Source organism: Pseudomonas sp. PSPC2-3 (assembly GCF_049898265.1).
In the GTDB taxonomy this organism is placed as follows: Bacteria; Pseudomonadota; Gammaproteobacteria; order Pseudomonadales; family Pseudomonadaceae; genus Aquipseudomonas; species Aquipseudomonas veronii.
Genome location: NZ_JAFCXJ010000008.1, coordinates 90,125 through 108,396, shown reverse-complemented (window position 1 = coordinate 108,396; position 18,272 = coordinate 90,125). Strand labels below are relative to the sequence as shown.

The 18,272-nt window shown below is 61.7% G+C and carries 15 protein-coding genes; 10 read left to right on the top strand and 5 right to left on the bottom strand.

Features of this window, described 5'->3' with window-relative positions; all coding sequences use genetic code 11:
- The first annotated feature begins 59 nt into the window (after positions 1 to 59).
- Together ACP7E3_RS19110 and ACP7E3_RS19105 are read left to right on the top strand one after the other, a co-directional pair.
- The gene (locus tag ACP7E3_RS19110; RefSeq protein WP_079442985.1) at positions 60 to 1,265 is read left to right on the top strand and encodes an aminotransferase class V-fold PLP-dependent enzyme; all 1,206 of its coding nucleotides are present in this window, start codon (positions 60 to 62) and stop codon (positions 1,263 to 1,265) included.
- Positions 1,262 to 1,669 (top strand): SufE family protein, encoded by a 408-nt coding sequence (locus tag ACP7E3_RS19105; protein ID WP_017844731.1) that lies wholly within the window; start codon positions 1,262 to 1,264, stop codon positions 1,667 to 1,669. Before ACP7E3_RS19110 ends, ACP7E3_RS19105 begins: the two co-directional genes overlap by 4 nt.
- A gap of 122 nt (positions 1,670 to 1,791) precedes the next feature.
- On the opposite strand, the gene tcdA is transcribed toward ACP7E3_RS19105, so the two are convergent.
- A complete protein-coding gene (gene tcdA, locus ACP7E3_RS19100) occupies positions 1,792 to 2,601 on the bottom strand; it encodes a tRNA cyclic N6-threonylcarbamoyladenosine(37) synthase TcdA (protein WP_371928159.1) in 810 nt (269 codons plus the stop codon).
- 218 nt (positions 2,602 to 2,819) lie between these two features.
- Here tcdA and ACP7E3_RS19095 point away from each other — a divergent pair, with 218 nt between their 5' ends.
- From ACP7E3_RS19095 to ACP7E3_RS19080, 4 genes are all read left to right on the top strand, one after another.
- A complete protein-coding gene (locus ACP7E3_RS19095) occupies positions 2,820 to 5,411 on the top strand; it encodes a glycosyltransferase (RefSeq protein WP_046384473.1) in 2,592 nt (863 codons plus the stop codon).
- Positions 5,412 to 5,637: 226 nt separating this feature from the next.
- Positions 5,638 to 6,789, top strand: coding sequence for a succinyl-diaminopimelate desuccinylase (dapE, locus tag ACP7E3_RS19090; protein ID WP_108525949.1), 1,152 nt, complete (start codon positions 5,638 to 5,640; stop codon positions 6,787 to 6,789).
- A complete protein-coding gene (locus tag ACP7E3_RS19085) occupies positions 6,789 to 7,598 on the top strand; it encodes a putative RNA methyltransferase (protein WP_017844726.1) in 810 nt (269 codons plus the stop codon). Before dapE ends, ACP7E3_RS19085 begins: the two co-directional genes overlap by 1 nt.
- 71 nt (positions 7,599 to 7,669) lie before the next feature.
- A complete protein-coding gene (locus ACP7E3_RS19080) occupies positions 7,670 to 8,047 on the top strand; it encodes a hypothetical protein (RefSeq protein ID WP_046490163.1) in 378 nt (125 codons plus the stop codon).
- Positions 8,048 to 8,190: 143 nt separating this feature from the next.
- On the opposite strand, the gene ACP7E3_RS19075 is transcribed toward ACP7E3_RS19080, so the two are convergent.
- A complete protein-coding gene (locus ACP7E3_RS19075; RefSeq protein WP_017844724.1) occupies positions 8,191 to 8,400 on the bottom strand; it encodes a cold-shock protein in 210 nt (69 codons plus the stop codon).
- A 180-nt stretch (positions 8,401 to 8,580) separates the two neighbouring features.
- Between ACP7E3_RS19075 and plsB the strand changes: the two genes are divergently transcribed.
- Genes plsB through ACP7E3_RS19060 form a run of 3 tightly spaced genes read left to right on the top strand, consistent with a single transcriptional unit; the run spans position 8,581 to position 12,269 of the window.
- Positions 8,581 to 11,100 carry a glycerol-3-phosphate 1-O-acyltransferase PlsB gene (plsB, locus tag ACP7E3_RS19070; protein ID WP_046384476.1) on the top strand — a complete coding sequence of 840 codons (2,520 nt, stop codon included), beginning with the start codon at positions 8,581 to 8,583 and terminating at the stop codon, positions 11,098 to 11,100.
- A gap of 50 nt (positions 11,101 to 11,150) precedes the next feature.
- On the top strand, positions 11,151 to 11,552 hold the full coding sequence (locus ACP7E3_RS19065) for a YbaY family lipoprotein (RefSeq protein ID WP_046384477.1): 402 nt from the start codon (positions 11,151 to 11,153) through the stop codon (positions 11,550 to 11,552).
- Positions 11,553 to 11,579: 27 nt separating this feature from the next.
- Positions 11,580 to 12,269 carry a DUF4197 domain-containing protein gene (locus ACP7E3_RS19060; protein WP_426124069.1) on the top strand — a complete coding sequence of 230 codons (690 nt, stop codon included), beginning with the start codon at positions 11,580 to 11,582 and terminating at the stop codon, positions 12,267 to 12,269.
- Between the two features lie 477 nt (positions 12,270 to 12,746).
- On the opposite strand, the gene ACP7E3_RS19055 is transcribed toward ACP7E3_RS19060, so the two are convergent.
- From ACP7E3_RS19055 to ACP7E3_RS19045, 3 genes are read right to left on the bottom strand one after another with little or no spacing between them, the layout of a single operon-like run.
- Positions 12,747 to 13,340 (bottom strand): LysE family translocator, encoded by a 594-nt coding sequence (locus ACP7E3_RS19055; RefSeq protein ID WP_046384478.1) that lies wholly within the window; start codon positions 13,338 to 13,340, stop codon positions 12,747 to 12,749.
- A 2-nt stretch (positions 13,341 to 13,342) separates the two neighbouring features.
- Positions 13,343 to 16,408, bottom strand: coding sequence for an efflux RND transporter permease subunit (locus ACP7E3_RS19050; protein WP_426124067.1), 3,066 nt, complete (start codon positions 16,406 to 16,408; stop codon positions 13,343 to 13,345).
- 6 nt (positions 16,409 to 16,414) lie between these two features.
- Positions 16,415 to 17,515: an efflux RND transporter periplasmic adaptor subunit gene (locus ACP7E3_RS19045; RefSeq protein ID WP_046384480.1), complete on the bottom strand. Its 1,101-nt coding sequence runs from the start codon at positions 17,513 to 17,515 to the stop codon at positions 16,415 to 16,417.
- Positions 17,516 to 17,608: 93 nt separating this feature from the next.
- Here ACP7E3_RS19045 and ACP7E3_RS19040 point away from each other — a divergent pair, with 93 nt between their 5' ends.
- Entirely contained in the window at positions 17,609 to 18,268 is a 660-nt protein-coding gene (locus tag ACP7E3_RS19040) for a TetR/AcrR family transcriptional regulator (protein WP_026139764.1), read from the top strand.
- Positions 18,269 to 18,272 lie beyond the last annotated feature (4 nt).

The window sequence follows — 18,272 nt, the reverse complement described above, 5'->3', positions numbered from 1 at the left end:
GACTCGATGCCACTCGCGGGCCCCGATCCTGGGGCCCGTTTATACGAGTCTTGAACACCATGCTTGTGCCCTCTCCCTGGCGCGTCGACTTTCCGGCCATCGCCGCCCTGCAACGGCAAGACCAGACCTATCTGGACAGCGCCGCCACCGCGCAAAAACCTCAAGCCCTGTTGGACGCGATCAGCCATTACTACGCCAATGGCGCCGCCAACGTTCACCGTGCCCAGCATTTGCCGGGCGCCCACGCGACCCAGGCTTTCGAGGACAGTCGCAACAAGGTCGCGCAGTGGTTGAATGCAGGAGACAGCGGGCACATCGTCTTCACTCATGGCGCGACGTCGGCGCTGAACCTCTTGGCCTACGGCCTCGAGCACTTATTCAATGCGGGCGATGAACTAGTCATCAGCGCCCTGGAACACCACGCCAACCTGCTGCCCTGGCAGCAACTGGCCAAACGTCGCGCGCTGGAACTGGTGATCCTGCCGGTTGGCGACGACGGTATGATCGACCTTCAGGCCGCCGCCACGCTGATCGGCCCGCGCACGCGCCTGCTGGCGGTGAGCCAACTGTCCAACGTGCTGGGCACCTGGCAGCCGCTGGAACCCTTGCTGGCCATGGCCAAGGCCGAGGGCGCGCTGACCGTGGTCGATGGCGCCCAGGGCATCGTCCATGGCCGCCACGACGTACAAGCGCTGGGCTGCGACTTCTACGTATTTTCCAGCCACAAACTCTACGGCCCGGACGGCGTCGGCGTGCTGTACGGCCGCACCCAAGCCCTGCAACAGCTGCGCCACTGGCAGTTCGGCGGCGAAATGGTGCAACAGGCCGATTACCACAGCGCCAGCTTCCGCCCCGCGCCGCTGGGGTTCGAGGCCGGCACCCCACCGATTGCCAGCGTGATCGGCCTGGGCGCCAGCCTGGATTACCTCAATTCACTGGATCAACCGGCGCTCATCGCCCACGAAGCCGCCCTGCACGAGTACCTGTTGCGCGGGCTGAAAGCGCGCAATGGCGTGCGCGTACTGGGCGCGCCGCAGGTGGCGTTGGTCAGTTTTGTGGTGGAAGGCGTGCATAACGCCGATCTTGCGCACTTGCTGACCGAACAGGGCATTGCCGTGCGCGCCGGCCATCATTGCGCAATGCCGCTGCTCAAGGCGATGCACTTGTCGGGAGCGATTCGCGTGTCCCTGGCGCTGTACAACAATTCCGATGATCTGGAGCGATTCTTCGAAGCGCTGGACCAGGCCCTGGATATGCTGCGATGAGCCTGCCGGCCGAGGCTGTCGGCGCGCTTGAGTCGTTTCAGGCAGTGGGCAGTTGGGAGCAACGCGCGCGCCTGCTGATGCAATGGGGCGAACGGCTGCCGCCGCTGGCGGACGAAGACAAGGTCGAGGCCAATCTGGTGCAGGGCTGCGAGAGCCTGGTATGGCTGGTCGGGCGTTTATCCGACGGCCACTGGCAGTTCGCCGCCAGCAGCGAAGCGCGCATGATCCGTGGGCTGGTGGCGTTGCTGCTGGCGCGGGTCAACGGGCTGTCGGCCGCCGAGTTGCAGGCGGTCGACTTGCCGGACTGGTTCAATCAACTGGGGCTGTCCCGCCAGTTGTCGCCGTCGCGCAGCAATGGCCTGAACGCCGTGCTGCAGCGCATGCGCGAACTAAGCCGTACATAAAACCCAATGTGGGAGGGGGCTTGCCCCCGATAGCGGTGGTTCAGTCAATGTATTCAGTGACTGGCACTCTGCTATCGGGAGCAAGCCCCCTCCCACATTTGAATGGTGCAAGGCCTTGAGGTTTAAGAAGGTTTGACCCGCTCGGAAGGCCGGCGCACCCCGGCCACAATCTTGTCCACCGCCTTGGTCGCCGCCACCATGCCGAAGGTGGCCGTCACCATCATCACCGCGCCAAACCCGCCGGCGCAGTCCAGCTTTACCCCGTCGCCGACAAAACTCTTCTGCAAGCAGATGCTGCCGTCCGGCTTCGGATAGCGCAGTTGCTCGGTGGAAAACACACACGGCACGCTGTAATGGCGGGTCACCGTGCGCGAGAAGCCATAGTCACGGCGCAGGGTGGAGCGCACTTTCGAGGCCAGCGGATCGTTGAAGGTGCGGTTCAGGTCGCAGACCTGGATCAACGTCGGGTCGATCTGCCCGCCAGCGCCGCCGGTGGTGATGATCTGGATCTTGCGGCGCTTGCACCAGGCGATCAGTGCCGCCTTGGCGTTGACGGCGTCGATGCAGTCGATCACGCAGTCGATGTTGGGGGTGATGTACTCGGCCATGGTCTCGCGGGTCACGAAATCCGCCACGGCATGCACCGTGCAGTCCGGGTTGATGCCGCGCAGGCGCTCAGCCATCACCTCGACCTTGGGTTTGCCCACGGTGCTGTCGAGGGCATGCAACTGACGGTTGCTGTTGCTGACGCAGACATCATCCAAATCAAACAACGAGATCTCGCCCACCCCACAACGGGCGATGGCTTCCGCCGCCCATGAGCCTACGCCGCCGACGCCGACGATCGCCACATGGGCCGCTTTCAAGCGCTCCAGGCCTTCAATGCCATACAAACGGGCGACGCCTGCAAACCGCGGATCTTCTGTACTCATGACCATTACCCCAAAAACCGGCGCGCATTATAGGGCTTTGCCAGGACAAGTTCGAAACTTCGCGATACAAGTAAAGAACTTAGCTGGAGATTCGCGGACTAACGTCCGGCTTTTCTCAGTCTGCTGTACGCTCAGGGAAGGGCCGGTGTAGGATGCGCGCCGTTCGGCGTAGGCCGACACCTCTTTTCGTTCCACACCTTTTGGAACCCGAAATAGCCATGTCATCGCGTAAATTTGGACTCAACCTGGTGGTGGTGCTGGCAATTGCCGCGCTGTTCACCGGCTTCTGGGCGCTGATCAACCGCCCGGTCACTGCCCCCAACTGGCCTGAACAGATCTCCGGTTTTTCCTACTCGCCGTTTCAACAAGGCCAGTACCCACAGAAAGACCAGTACCCGACCGACGACCAGATGCGTCGCGATCTGGAGATCATGAGCAAGTTGACGGACAACATCCGGACCTACTCGGTCGACGGCACTCTGGAAGACATCCCCAAGCTGGCGGAAGAGTTCGGCCTGCGCGTCACCCTGGGGATCTGGATCAGCCCGGACCTGGAACGCAACGAACGCGAGATCCAGCGCGCCATCGAGATCGCCAACAGCTCGCGCAGCGTCGTGCGCGTGGTGGTCGGCAACGAAGCGTTGTTCCGTAAAGAGATCACCCCCGAAGCACTGATCGTGTTGCTGGATCGCGTGCGCGCGGCCGTCAAGGTGCCGGTGACCACCTCCGAGCAATGGCACATCTGGGAGCACAACCCACAACTGGCCAAGCACGTCGACTTGATCGCCGCGCACATCCTGCCGTACTGGGAACATATTCCGGTGGACCAGGCGGGCCAATTCGTACTCGACCGCGCACGGGATCTGAAGAAGACCTTCCCGAAAAAGCCGCTGCTGCTGTCGGAAGTCGGCTGGCCGAGCAACGGCCGCATGCGTGGCGGTGCTGATGCGTCTCCCGCCGACCAGGCAATTTACCTGCGCACGCTGGTGAACAAGCTGAACCGCCAGGGCTTCAACTACTTCGTGATCGAGGCCTTCGACCAACCGTGGAAAGCCAGCGACGAAGGCTCGGTCGGCGCCTACTGGGGCGTGTACAACGCCGCGCGTCAGCAGAAATTCAACTTCGAAGGACCGGTGGTCGCGATCCCGCAATGGCGCGTGCTGGCCATCGGTTCGGTGGTGCTTGCACTGCTGTCGTTGACCCTGCTGATGATCGACGGCTCGGCCCTGCGCCAACGCGGGCGGACCTTCCTGACCTTTATCGCGTTCCTGTGCGGTTCGGTGCTGGTGTGGATCGGCTACGACTACAGCCAGCAATACAGCACCTGGTTCAGCCTGACGGTCGGCTTCCTCCTGGCGCTCGGCGCCCTGGGCGTGTTTATCGTGCTGCTGGCCGAAGCCCATGAACTGGCGGAAGCGGTCTGGACTCACAAGCGTCGGCGTGAATTCCTGCCGGTCGTGGGGGACTCGGACTACCGCCCGAAAGTGTCGATCCATGTGCCGTGCTACAACGAGCCGCCAGAGATGGTCAAACAGACCCTCGATGCCCTGGCCGCCCTCGACTACCCGGACTACGAAGTCCTGATCATCGACAACAACACCAAGGACCCGGCGGTGTGGGAACCGGTGCGCGACTACTGCGCAACCCTGGGCCCGCGCTTCAAGTTCTTCCACGTCGCGCCCCTGGCCGGTTTCAAGGGCGGCGCGTTGAACTACCTGATCCCGCACACCGCCAAGGATGCCGAAGTGATCGCGGTGATCGACTCGGACTACTGCGTGTCGCCGAACTGGCTCAAGCACATGGTGCCGCACTTCGCCGACCCGAAAATCGCCGTGGTGCAGTCGCCGCAGGATTATCGCGACCAGAACGAAAGCACCTTCAAGAAGCTCTGCTACGCCGAATACAAAGGCTTCTTCCATATCGGCATGGTCACCCGCAACGACCGCGACGCGATCATCCAGCACGGCACCATGACCATGACCCGTCGCTCGGTGCTCGAAGAGCTGGGCTGGGCCGACTGGTGCATCTGCGAAGACGCCGAACTCGGCCTGCGCGTGTTCGAGAAAGGCCTGTCGGCCGCGTATTACCACGAAAGCTACGGCAAGGGCCTGATGCCCGACACCTTCATCGACTTCAAGAAACAGCGTTTCCGCTGGGCCTATGGCGCGATCCAGATCATCAAGCGTCACACCGCCAGCCTGCTGCGCGGCAAGGACACCGAGCTGACCCGTGGCCAGCGCTACCACTTCCTCGCGGGCTGGTTGCCGTGGGTCGCGGATGGCATGAACATCTTCTTCACCGTCGGCGCGCTGTTGTGGTCGGCGGCGATGATCATCGTGCCGACCCGGGTCGACCCGCCGTTGCTGATTTTCGCGATCCCGCCGTTGGCGTTGTTCGTGTTCAAGGTGGGCAAGATCATCTTCCTGTACCGTCGTGCCGTGGGGGTTAACCTCAAGGATGCGTTCTGTGCGGCGCTGGCCGGCCTGGCGTTGTCCCACACCATCGCCAAAGCGGTGCTGTATGGCTTCTTCACCACCAGCATTCCGTTCTTTCGCACACCGAAAAACGCGGATAACCACGGGTTCTGGGTAGCGATTTCCGAAGCCCGCGAAGAGATGTTCATCATGCTGCTGTTGTGGGGCGCGGCGCTGGGGATCTACCTGGTGCAGGGCCTGCCGAGCGCCGACATGCGCTTCTGGGTGGTGATGCTGCTGGTGCAGTCGCTGCCGTATGTGGCGGCGTTGATCATGGCGTTCCTGTCGTCGCTGCCGAAACCGGCGCCGAAGGCAGAGCCGGCCACCGCGCTGTAAAAACGTGTGCAATGCACTAAACGGCGGCCTCTGGCCGCCGTTTTGCTATAAGATAACGGCCGTTTTGTAAGCCTTGCACATATCACTGTAGGAGCGAGCTTGCTCGCGAAAATCATCAACGATCACGCGAACATCTTGAATGAACGCGGTGCTCTTGCGTTTTTCGCGAGCAAGCTCGCTCCTACAGTCAATTAGAACGTCGCCGCCTCGATTTCCGGAGTTTCCCATGACGGCCCATGCCGACCTTTCGCCGACCCTTCAACTTGCCATCGACCTGATCCGCCGTCCCTCGGTGACGCCGATCGACGCCGATTGCCAGAAGCTGATGATGCAGCGCCTGGGCGACGCCGGTTTCCAGCTTGAGCCGATGCGTATCGAAAACGTAGATAACTTCTGGGCCACCCACGGCAAGCACGACGGCCCGGTGCTGTGCTTTGCCGGCCACACCGACGTGGTCCCGACCGGGCCGGTGCAGGCCTGGCAGAACGATCCGTTCGACGCGCTGATCGACGACCACGGCATGCTCTGCGGCCGCGGCGCGGCGGACATGAAAGGCAGCCTGGCGGCGATGCTGGTGGCGTCGGAGCGCTTCGTGCAGGACTACCCGGACCACAAGGGCTCGGTGGCCTTTCTGATCACCAGCGATGAAGAAGGCCCGGCGCACCACGGCACCAAGGCCGTGATCGAACGCCTGGCCGCGCGCAAGGAGCGTCTGGACTGGTGCATCGTCGGTGAACCGTCCAGCACCAGCCTGGTCGGCGATGTGGTCAAGAACGGCCGGCGCGGCTCCCTCGGCGCTACCCTGACCGTGCGCGGCGTGCAAGGTCACGTGGCCTACCCGCACCTGGCGAAGAACCCGATCCACCTGGCTGCCCCGGCACTGGCGGAACTGGCCGCCGAGCATTGGGACGACGGCAACACCTTCTTCCCACCGACCAGCTTCCAGATCTCCAACCTCAACGCCGGCACCGGCGCGACCAACGTGATCCCCGGAGACCTGACAGCGGTGTTCAACTTCCGCTTCTCTACCGAATCCACCGTGGAAGGCCTGCAACAGCGCGTTGCCGCGATCCTCGACAAACACAGCCTGGACTGGCACGTAGACTGGGCGCTGTCCGGCCTGCCGTTCCTCACCGAACCGGGGGCCTTGCTCGATGCGGTGTCCGCCAGCATCAAGGCAGTCACCGGTCGCGAGACCCAGGCGTCCACCAGCGGCGGTACGTCCGACGGGCGCTTCATCGCGACCCTCGGCACCCAGGTGGTCGAGTTGGGCCCGGTCAACGCGACGATCCATCAGGTCAACGAGCGCATTCTGGCCAGCGACCTCGACGTGCTGACCGAGATCTACTACCAGACCCTGATCAAGTTGCTCGCCTGATGCTGGCCTGTCCCATTTGCAGCGCACCGCTCCACGCGGTGGACAATGGCGTGGCGTGCCCGGTCGGACACCGTTTCGACCGCGCGCGCCAGGGTTACCTGAACCTGTTGCCGGTGCAGCACAAAAACAGCCGCGACCCGGGCGACAACCTCGCCATGGTCGAGGCGCGCCGCGACTTCCTCAACGCCGGCCACTACGCCCCGGTGGCCAAGCGCCTGGCGCAACTGGCCGCGCAACAAGCACCGCAGCGCTGGGTGGACATCGGTTGTGGCGAGGGTTACTACACCGCACAAATCGCCGACGCCCTGCCCCACGCCGATGGCTATGCCCTGGATATCTCCAAGGAAGCGGTCAAGCGTGCGTGCAAGCGCAACCCGGCACTGACCTGGTTGATCGCCAGCATGGCCCGCGTGCCGTTGGCCGATGCCAGCTGCCAGTTTCTCGCCAGCGTGTTCAGCCCGTTGGACTGGCAAGAGGCCAAACGCCTGCTCAGCCCCGGCGGCGGCTTGATGAAAGTCGGCCCGACCCGCGGTCACCTGATGGAGCTGCGCGAGCGCCTGTACGACGAAGTGCGCGAGTACACCGACGACAAACACCTGGCCCTGGTGCCGGACGGCATGAGCCTTGCGCACAGCGAAACCCTCGAGTTCACGCTGAGCCTGGCGGACCCGAAAGACCGTGCCAACCTGCTGGCCATGACCCCTCACGGCTGGCGCGCCAGCGCCGAGCGCCGCACCGAGGTAATCGAGCATGCCGAACCGCTGCGGGTCAGCGTATCGATGCGCTACGATTATTTCGTGCTTCAATAACCGACTTTTCGGGCACTCCGCCCACCCTGAATCCGCGAATGGATTTTCGAATCCCGCAACGAGGAACATCCATGCGCCAACCTGATATCGAGATTTACCTGAAGGACGCCGACGTCGACCACAAGGCCATCGCCGCCTGGCTGGGCGCCGCCCTTGGCCCTTGCACCGCCTGGGTCCAGCGCGGCCAGACCTACAAGTGCACGGCCGGCGACGTGCCTGTCACTTGGCTGCCCAAGGCGGTAGGCAAATGGAACAGCCTGTACCTGGAAAGCGATCAGACCCCGTGGGAAGACGACATCGCCTGCGCCCGCGCCGCCTTTGCCGCGCTGAACGTCGAAGTGCGTTGCGCACCGGGCAGCTGGGTTGAGGAAGAAGGCGAGGAAAGCGCCGACACCTGGATTCGCATCAGCGAAGACGGTGAAGAGCAGATCACCTGGAAAACCACCTGATCTGAATGTGTGAACCCAATCAAATGTGGGAGGAGGCTTACCCCCGATCGCGTTGGATCAGTCACTAAATGTATTGACTGGCCCACCGCGATCGGGAGCAAGCCCGCTCCCACATGGGTTCTACGGTGTAACAAAAACCCGCATTACAAACCCACCACATCCTCTGCCTGCAAGCCCTTCTCGCCGCTCACCACGGCGTATTCCACCTGCTGGCCTTCGGCCAGGGAACGGTGCCCTTCACCGCGGATGGCGCGGTAGTGTACGAACACATCCTTGCCGTCTTCACGCTGAATAAAGCCATATCCCTTGGCATCGTTGAACCACTTCACATTACCGGTTTCGCGCGTTGTCATCTGTTCACTCCCACATGATTGTTATTGTCGAGTCGGTCGCGTTGAACTGCCGAGTATAAGACAGGCTCAAAAACGATCAACTCAACTTTACATCGCTGCTTTTTTGCCGATTTTCGGTGAATACGGCACACTACCCACCCGAGCACCTGCTCGGTTTTTTCCACTTGAAGCAGCTCGCCTATGACCCGCTCCCCGTTCCGCCGTCTGGTGTTTGGCACCTTGCGCCGACTGTTGTACCTCTGGGTTCGCTCAGAGACGATCAACCAGTCGTCCCTTACCCTTAACCTCGACCGCAGCCGGCCGGTGTTCTACGTCCTGCAATCACCCTCCCTCACCGAATTGGCCGTGGTCGATACCGAGTGCACCAAGGCCGGCCTGCCGCGCCCGGTGCTGCCGGTAGCGGTCGGGCCGTTGCTGGAACCCGCGGCGTTCTTCTACCTCACGCCAGAGCCGGACTGGCTCGGCCGCCAGGACAAACGCGGCGCGCCGCCGACCCTGACCCGCCTGGTCAATACCCTCAGCGCGCACGCACAAGAGAATGCACAAATCATTCCGGTCAGCGTGTTCTGGGGACAGTCGCCCGACAGCGAGTCCAGCCCATGGAAACTGCTGTTCGCCGACAGTTGGGCCGTCACCGGGCGCCTGCGCCGGCTGCTGAGCATCCTGATCCTGGGGCGCAAGACCCGCGTCCAATTCTCCGCGCCTATCAACCTGCGTGAATTGATCGAGCACAATAAAGGCCACGAACGCACCGTCCGCATGGCCCAACGCATCCTGCGCGTACACTTTCGCAACCTGAAAACCGCAGTGATCGGCCCCGACCTGTCCCACCGCCGCAACCTGGTGAAGGGCTTGGTGAATATGCCGCTGGTGCGCCAGGCCATCCTCGATGAAGCCGAACGCGAGAAGATCAGCCCGGAAAAAGCCAAGGCCCTGGCCCTGCGCTACGGCAACGAAATCGCCTCGGACTACACCTACACCGCGATCCGCTTCCTGGAAGTGGTGCTGAGCTGGTTCTGGAACAAGATCTACGACGGCATCAAGGTCAATAACATCGAGGGTGTGCAACAGGTTGCCCAGGGTTACGAGGTGATCTATGTACCCTGCCACCGCAGCCATATCGACTACCTGCTGCTGTCCTACCTGCTGTTCAAGAACGGCCTGACCCCACCGCACATCGCCGCCGGCATCAACCTGAACATGCCGGTGATCGGCAGCCTGCTGCGCCGCGGCGGTGCGTTTTTCATGCGCCGCACCTTCAAGGGCAACCCGCTGTACACCTCGGTGTTCAACGAATACCTGCACACCCTGTTCACCAAGGGTTTCCCCGTGGAGTACTTCGTCGAAGGCGGACGCTCGCGCACCGGGCGCATGCTGCAACCGAAAACCGGCATGCTGGCGATCACGTTGCGCAGCTTCCTGCGCTCCTCGCGCATGCCGATCGTGTTCGTGCCGGTGTATATCGGTTACGAGCGTGTGCTCGAAGGCCGTACCTACCTCGGTGAGCTGCGCGGCGCGAGCAAGAAGAAAGAGTCGATCTTCGATATTTTCAAGGTGGTCGGTGCGCTCAAGCAGCGCTTTGGCCAGGTCGCGGTCAACTTCGGCGAACCGATCAAACTGGCGCAATTCCTCGACGCCGAACAACCGGGCTGGCGTGCCCAGGAACTGGGCCCGCACTACAAACCGGCGTGGCTCAACCAAACCACCAACCGCCTCGGCGAGCGGGTGGCGCGCCATTTGAACGAAGCGGCGGCGATCAACCCGGTGAACCTGGTGGCCCTGGCGCTGCTGTCGACCACGCGCCTGGCCCTGGACGAACAGGCCATGGCCCGCCAGTTGGACCTGTACCTGGCGCTGCTGCGCCGGGTGCCCTACTCGCCGCATACCACCCTGCCCGAAGGGGATGGCATGGCGTTGATCAAGCACGTCAAGGACATGAACCTGCTGTCGGAACAGAGCGATGCTCTCGGCAAGATTCTGTACCTGGACGAGCAGAACGCCGTCCTGATGACCTACTACCGCAACAACGTGCTGCATATCTTTGCCTTGCCGGCGCTGCTGGCGAGCTTCTTCCAGAGCAGCTCGCGGATGAGCCGCGAGCAGATTCTGCGCTACACCCGTGCGCTGTACCCATACCTGCAGTCAGAGCTGTTTATCCGCTGGTCGCTGGAGGAACTGGACACGGTGATCGACCAGTGGCTGGAGGCGTTTGTCGAACAAGGCCTGCTGCGTTTCGAGAACAACGTGTACCTGCGCCCGGCGCCGAGTTCGCGGCACTTTGTGCTGCTGACACTGCTGTCCAAGAGCATCGCCCAGACCCTGCAACGCTTCTACATGGCGATTTCGCTGCTGCTCAACAGCGGCCGGAACAGCATCAGCGCCGAAGAGCTGGAAGACCTGTGTACGATCATGGCCCAGCGCCTATCGATCCTGCATGGCCTCAATGCCCCGGAGTTCTTCGACAAGAGCCTTTTCCGACATTTTATTCAGACGTTGCTGGAGCAAGATGTGCTGCGCCGCGACGAAGCCGGCAAGTTGAGCTATCACGACCTGCTCGGCGAACTGGCTGAAGGCGCGGCGAAACGGGTGCTGCCGGCTGAGATTCGCCTGTCGATCCGCCAGGTTGCCCTGCACCGCGTCGACGGCGCGGCCGAAGCGCCGGTCGAAGCCGAAGCCCGCAAACCGGAAGAAAGCCGCTAAATTGAATAAGGCGTCGCTGGGTTACGGCGCCGTTGAAAAGGAGCTGCACCATGAAAAAGATCATCCTCCTGGGCCTGACCGCCCTGCTCGGCGCCTGCCATTCCATGAATCCCGCGCCCAAGGCCAGCCTCGATGGCGAAGTGTTCTACCTGCAACGCATCGCGCTGCCGCCGACAGCCATCTTGAGCGTCAGCCTGCAGGACGTATCGCTGATGGACGCGCCGGCCGTGACCCTGGCCGAACAGAAAGGCCCGGTCAAAGGCCAGGTGCCATTGCCGTTCCACTTGAGCTATGACCCGGCCCAGGTCAAGCCGGGCCACAGTTACTCGGTCAGCGCTCGCATCGAAGTGGAGGGCAAGCTACTGTTCATCACCACCGAGCGGCACCCTGTGCAACTCAATGGCCAAGACGTTCAACCGCTGCGCCTGCGGGTTGATGCGGTCGCACACTGATTATTTCCAGATCATAAGGAAGCGCCCATGCTCCGTAATTCCCTTCGTCTCACCGCCCTGTGCGCCGGCCTGCTGCTCGGTGCCAACGCCATGGCCCTGGATCTTGGCAGCCTGTCCCAGGGCGACGCCGCCGGCGGCCTCAAGGATGCATTGACCCAAGGCGCACAGATCGCCGTGAAACAACTGGGTGTACCGGGTGGTTTCAGCAACAACCCCGACGTCAAGATCGGCCTGCCGGGAAAACTGGGCAAAGTCGCCGACAAGCTGAAGATGTTCGGCATGGGTTACCAGGTCGAGCAGTTGGAAACCAGCATGAACAAAGCCGCCGAAACCGCCGTGACCCAAGCCCAGCCAATCCTGGTCAACGCGGTGAAAAACATGAGCGTGAGCGATGCCAAGGGCATTCTCACCGGCGGCCAGGATTCGGCCACCCAGTACCTGAACAAAAGCAGCCGCGAAGCCATCCGCGCCAAGTTCCTGCCGATCGTCAAGGCCGCCACCGACAAGGTCGGCGTGGCGCAGCAGTACAACGCGCTGGCCGGCAAGGCCGCGGCGTTTGGCGCGGTCGATGCCAAAAGTGCCAACGTCGAAAACTATGTGACCGAACAAGCGCTGGATGGTTTGTTCAAGATGATTGCGCAGCAGGAAGAGACCATTCGCAAAAACCCGGCGGCAGCGGCGACCAGTCTGGCGAAGAAGGTGTTTGGCGCGCTGTAACGCCACGCGACCTGAGCTGAAAAAAAGGCCCTGACATCGTCAGGGCCTTGATTTTTCGCCGAACCGGCTATCAGGCCCCCGAACCAGGCGCCGCACGCTCACGCCCGGCAGCGTCGATGAGTAGGCTCAATAATGGATGTGCGACGCTCGTCGGGCACCACCGTGAGACATGTGTGAGTGATGAGAGCTGGACGACGACGCATTGAAGTTATGGCTATCGTTGTTGATATTAATATTGATATCGCGATTGGCGTTTGGCTGATTCTGTCCAAACATATTTCCCAGCCCAAGCATCGAGCCCGCGACTTGCATCGGTAACGCCAGCAAAGGTAGTAAAAGCATACACACTCCTTCCTATTCAGATTAGCGCCAACTCACTGCCCCGCATCTCATACACGGGAACCGCTCGGTCGACTAATCCTGTGTGGAAGCAAGGGCAAAAATGGTTCCGTCCTGCGTGTGAAATACTGCCTCGCGTCAGTTGAAAATAGAATCGGCCAGGCGCCCCAATAGAACCGTGGCAAAACACCCGATGGCGATGGCGGCGACCCGATTAATCGCAAGCGCACTCAACCAACCCGGTTGACGCCCGACGATTCCCGCACCGAATGCTACCCAGGCCGCGCCTACCGGCAGCACGACCAGTGCAAGGGTGCTCATGAAAACCAGGTAACCCGCCCAGTGGATAAAGGTATTGATCGGCGCGATCAACGAGGCAATCAACAGCCCCTTGGGATTCATCACCGTCAACCAGAAAAAGGACAAGCCGGTGAATCGATCCTGGTTTACAGCGGCCTGAGCTTTTTCGCGCAACCACAACTGATACGAAACCAAAAGCAAGTAAGCGCCAGCGGCCAACTGCGTCAATTTCACGGCCCATGGGGCGTATACCGAAAGGTAGAGCAACGCCACACCCCACAGCGTCACTTGCAACAGGTACGCCAGGCATTCGATGAAGACCAGCTTCCACGAAGCCCGAAACCCGAACAACACCCCGGCGCGCAAAAGCAGGGTATTGGTCGGGCCGGGGGCGAGCAACAACAACACTAAGGCTGAAACAGTGGCCAGCATGATTACGCGACGTCCTTCCTCACTCGGAACCACGCAGCATACAGGGCCGGCAGGAACAATAGGGTCAACGCCGTCGCCACAATCAACCCGCCCATGATCGCCACTGCCATCGGCCCGAAGAACACACTGCGTGACAGCGGGATCATCGCGAGTACCGCCGCGAGCGCTGTGAGAACAATCGGCCGGAAGCGTCGGACAGTGGCTTCGATAATCGCCTGCCACGGCGCCAGCCCTGCCTTGATGTCCTGTTCGATCTGGTCCACCAGAATCACCGAGTTGCGCATGATCATTCCTGACAGGGCGATGGTGCCGAGCATGGCCACGAAGCCGAAGGGTTGGCGGAACACCAGCAGGAACAGCGTGACCCCGATCAGCCCCAGGGGCGCCGTGAGAAATACCATTACCGTGCGTGAGAAGCTGCGCAGTTGCAGCATCAGCAGCGTCAGCACCACCACGATAAACAGCGGCACACCGGCCTTGACCGAATTCTGCCCGCGGGCCGAGTCCTCGACGGTACCGCCGACGTCCAGCAGGTAGCCATCCGGCAGTTCGGCACGCACGCCGTCGAGGGTCGGCAGGATCTGCTGAACCAGGGTCGCCGGTTGTTCCTTGCCGTAGATGTCGGCGCGCACGGTCACGGTGGGCAGGCGGTTACGGTGCCAGATGATGCCTTCCTCAAAGCCGTATTCGAGGGTGGCGATCTGCGACAGCGCGACGCTTTTGCCGTTGTCGGTCGGCACGGCCAGACTCGGCAGCAGCGACAGTTCAGTGCGCTCATGGACAGTGCCGCGCAGGAGAATTTCGATCAACTCGTTGTCTTCCCGGTACTGGCTGACGCTGGCACCGGTCAGAGAACTCTGCAGGAATTTCGACAGGTTGGCGGTACTCACACCGAGGGCGCGCGCACGGTCCTGGTCGATATTGAGGTAGACGATCTTGCTCGGTTCCTCCCAGTCCAGATGCACGTTAGCCACGTGGGTATTTTCGCGCACCTTGGCCGCCACTTTGCGCGCCAGGGCACGGACTTCGTCGATATGCTCGCCGGTCACGCGAAACTGCACCGGGTAACCCACGGGCGGGCCGTTTTCCAGGCGTGTGACCCGTGAACGCAGGTCGGGGAACTGCTCGTTGAGGGTTTCGATCAACCAGATGCGCAGGCTTTCGCGCTCTTCGATGGACTTGGCCAACACCACGAACTGCGCAAAGCTGGCGGCCGGCAGTTGCTGGTCGAGGGGCAGATAGAAGCGCGGCGAACCGGTGCCGACATAGGCCACGTAGTTGTCGATGCCGGCGTGTTCCTTGAGCAGGGCTTCCAGGCGCTTGACCTGGCCAGCGGTGTTGCTCAGGGACGCGCCCTCGGCGAGTTTCAGGTCGACCATCAACTCCAGGCGGCCGGAAGCCGGGAAGAACTGTTGCGGCACAAAACGAAACAGTGCGACCGAGCCGACAAACAGCAGCAGCGTCAGCACGATCACGGTCTTGCGCCGACTGACACACCACTCCAGCAAACGTCTGACACGCTGGTAGAACGGTGTGCCGTAGGGATCGGGACCGTCAGCGCCGTGTTTAGCCGCATGAATTTTCGCCAAGTCCGGCAGGAGTTTTTCGCCCAGGTACGGCACGAACACCACGGCAGCAACCCACGAGGCGAGCAACGCGATGGTCACTACCTGGAAGATCGAACGGGTGTATTCACCGGTACTCGACTGCGCGGTGGCAATCGGCAGGAAGCCGGCCGCCGTGATCAGCGTACCGGTCAGCATCGGGAACGCGGTACTGGTCCAGGCAAAACTGGCCGCTTTAAGGCGGTCGTACCCCTGCTCCATTTTGATCGCCATCATTTCCACGGCGATGATCGCGTCATCCACCAGCAAGCCCAAGGCCAGCACCAGCGCGCCGAGGGAGATCTTATGCAAGCCGATGCCGAGGTAGTACATGCAGGCAAAGGTCATCGCCAGCACCAGCGGAATCGCCAGGGCCACGACCATGCCAGTGCGTATACCGAGGGAGAAAAAACTCACCAGCAAGACAATGCCCAGCGCCTCGGCCAACACCCGGACGAACTCTCCGACACCGGTTTTCACCGCCGCCGGTTGGTCCGACACCTTGCGCAGTTGCATGCCCGCCGGAAGGTTCTTCTGCAGGCGTGCGAACTCGCCTTCGAGGGCTTTGCCCAACACCAGAATGTCGCCGCCCTCGTGCATGGCGACGGCCAGACCGATCGCATCTTCGCCCATAAAGCGCATGCGCGGCGCCGGTGGATCATTGAAGCCACGGTGGATGTCGGCCACATCGCCAATACGGAAGGTTCGGTCACCTACGCGAATCGGGAAGCTGCGAATCTCTTCCACACTCTTGAAGTTACCCGACACCCGCAGTTGCACGCGCTCAGTCGGGGTTTCAAAGAAGCCGGCAGTGGAGACCGCGTTCTGCTCCTGCAGCGCTTGTTGAACAGCGGCCAGCGGTAAGCCGAGCGTGGCGAGTTTGAGGTTGGACAGCTCGATCCAGATCTTCTCATCCTGCAGGCCGAGCAGTTCGACCTTGCCCACATCCGGCACGCGCTGCAGTTGAATCTGGATGCGGTCGGCGTAGTCCTTGAGCACGGCATAGTCAAAGCCGTCGCCAGTCAGGGCGTAGATATTGCCGAAGGTGGTGCCGAATTCATCGTTGAAAAACGGTCCCTGGATATCCGGCGGCAAGGTCTGGCGAATATCGCTGATCTTCTTGCGCACCTGGTACCACAACTCGGGAATCTGCGCCGAGCGCATGGCGTCGCGGGCGATGAAGGTGACCTGGGATTCGCCGGGGCGCGAGAAAGACACAATGCGCTCGTACTCACCGGTCTCCATGAGCTTTTTCTCGATGCGTTCGGTGACCTGGCGCGACACGTCCTGGGCCGTGGCACCGGGCCAATTGGTCTTGATCACCATGGCCTTGAAGGTGAACGGCGGGTCTTCGCTTTGCCCAAGCTTGGTGTAGGACAAAGTGCCGACCACCGCCAGCAGGAGCATCAGGAACAGTACGATCTGGCGATTACGCAACGCCCATTCGGAAAGATTGAAACCCATCGGGGACTACTCCTTGACCGCCAGATTCACCACCCGGTTGGAGCGATCCACCGGGCGCACTTGCTGCCCCTCATGGAGCACATGAACCCCGGCGGCAATCACCCAGTCGGTAGGGCTCAAGCCTTCGAGCACGGGTACGGTTTTTTCGCCGAAGGCGCCGATACGCACTGGGGTACGCACAAGGGTGTCATCCGGCTGCACGCGCCAGACGTAGGACACGCCGTTCTCCGCGCTCAAGGCTGACAGCGGCACCGACAGCGGAATAACACCGTCTGCCTGTATGAAAACGCGGGCGCTCTGGCCCAACTCGGCCGGAACCTTACCGCCGGTGAAGGCGATGCGCGCAGCGAAGGTGCGCGATTTCGGATCGGCTGCGGGCGACAGTTCGCGAATACGTCCGGCAAATCGCTGGTCCGGCTGGCTCCATAACTCGACCGACACCGGCTGGCCGATCTTGAACCGGCCGAAACCTTGCTCGGGCAGGCTGATCAGCACTTCACGCTCGCCATCGGTGGCCAGGGTGAACACGGTCTGGCCGGCGGACACCACCTGGCCGACTTCCACCGCGCGCTTGGCAACCACGCCGTCCTGAGGAGCGCGGAGTACGGCATAACCGGCCTGGTTACTGGACACATCGAACTCGGCCTTGATCTGCTTGAGGCGCGCCTCACCTGATCGGTACAGATTTTCAGCATTGTCGTACTGGGAACGGCTGACCAACTGACGATCCATCAGGGTCTTGTAGCGGTCACGCTCGGCACGCACCAGCCGCAGGTTGGCCTCGGCGGCGGCCACCTGGGCGCGGGTGGCTTCCAGTTGCAGGCGCACATCCTGAGGGTCGAGTTCCGCCAGCGGTTGATTGGCCTTGACCCGCTCGCCCTCCTCCACCAGCCGTTTGCTGACCTTGCCGCCGATGCGAAAGGCCAGGTCCGGTTCGTACCGGGCACGCACCTCGCCTGGATAACTGTCCATCGTCTGCGCCGCAGGCTGTGGTTGCACCACCATGGCCGGGCGGAGGGTAGTCTGGGGCGATTCTTCATGGCCGCAGGCGGCGAGTAGAAAGACCAGGCTGGCAGGCAACGCAAGGGGCAGGAGAATGCTGCGCATGCTGAAGGACCTTTCGCAAATGGTGCTAGGAATAATTATACTGGGCAGTATGTTATTAATACCAAACTCACCAGTCCAGTATTAAAGGTGGAAATGTCCGACAATCTTGTCAATACCAGTAGCCCTGGGCGTCCCAAGGACATGGCAAAACGCCAGGCAATCCTCGAAGCAGCGAAAATCCTGTTTTTGAGCAACGGTTACGCAAATACCAGCATGGATGCCGTGGCCCTTGAGGCCGGCGTATCGAAACTGACCGTCTACAGCCACTTCACCGACAAAGAGACCTTGTTCACCGCCGCCGTGATGGCCAAGTGCGAAGAACAGTTGCCGGTGATGTACTTTGAGCTGCCCGAGGGTGTGCCTGTGGAGACGGTGCTGCTGAATATCGGGCGCCGCTTCCATCGCCTGGTCAACAGCAAGGAATCGGTGAACCTGCACCGCCTGATGATGACCACGGGCAATCAGGACGTGAAACTCTCGCAGATCTTCTTCGAAGCCGGGCCGATGCGGATGTTGCAAGGCATGGAGCGTCTGCTCGGGCACATCGACCAGAGCGGCGCGCTGAGCATCGACAAGCCTTTTACCGCAGCCGAACACTTCTTCTGCCTGCTCAAGGGCACGGCGAACTTCTGCTTGTTGTATGGCTGCGGCGGGCAATTGAGCGAGGAAGCGGCCGAAGCCCACGTGCAGGATGTGGTGGGATTGTTTATGCGGGCCTATCGCCGAGAACCCGCTGCAAGCGGCAACGGGTGACCGC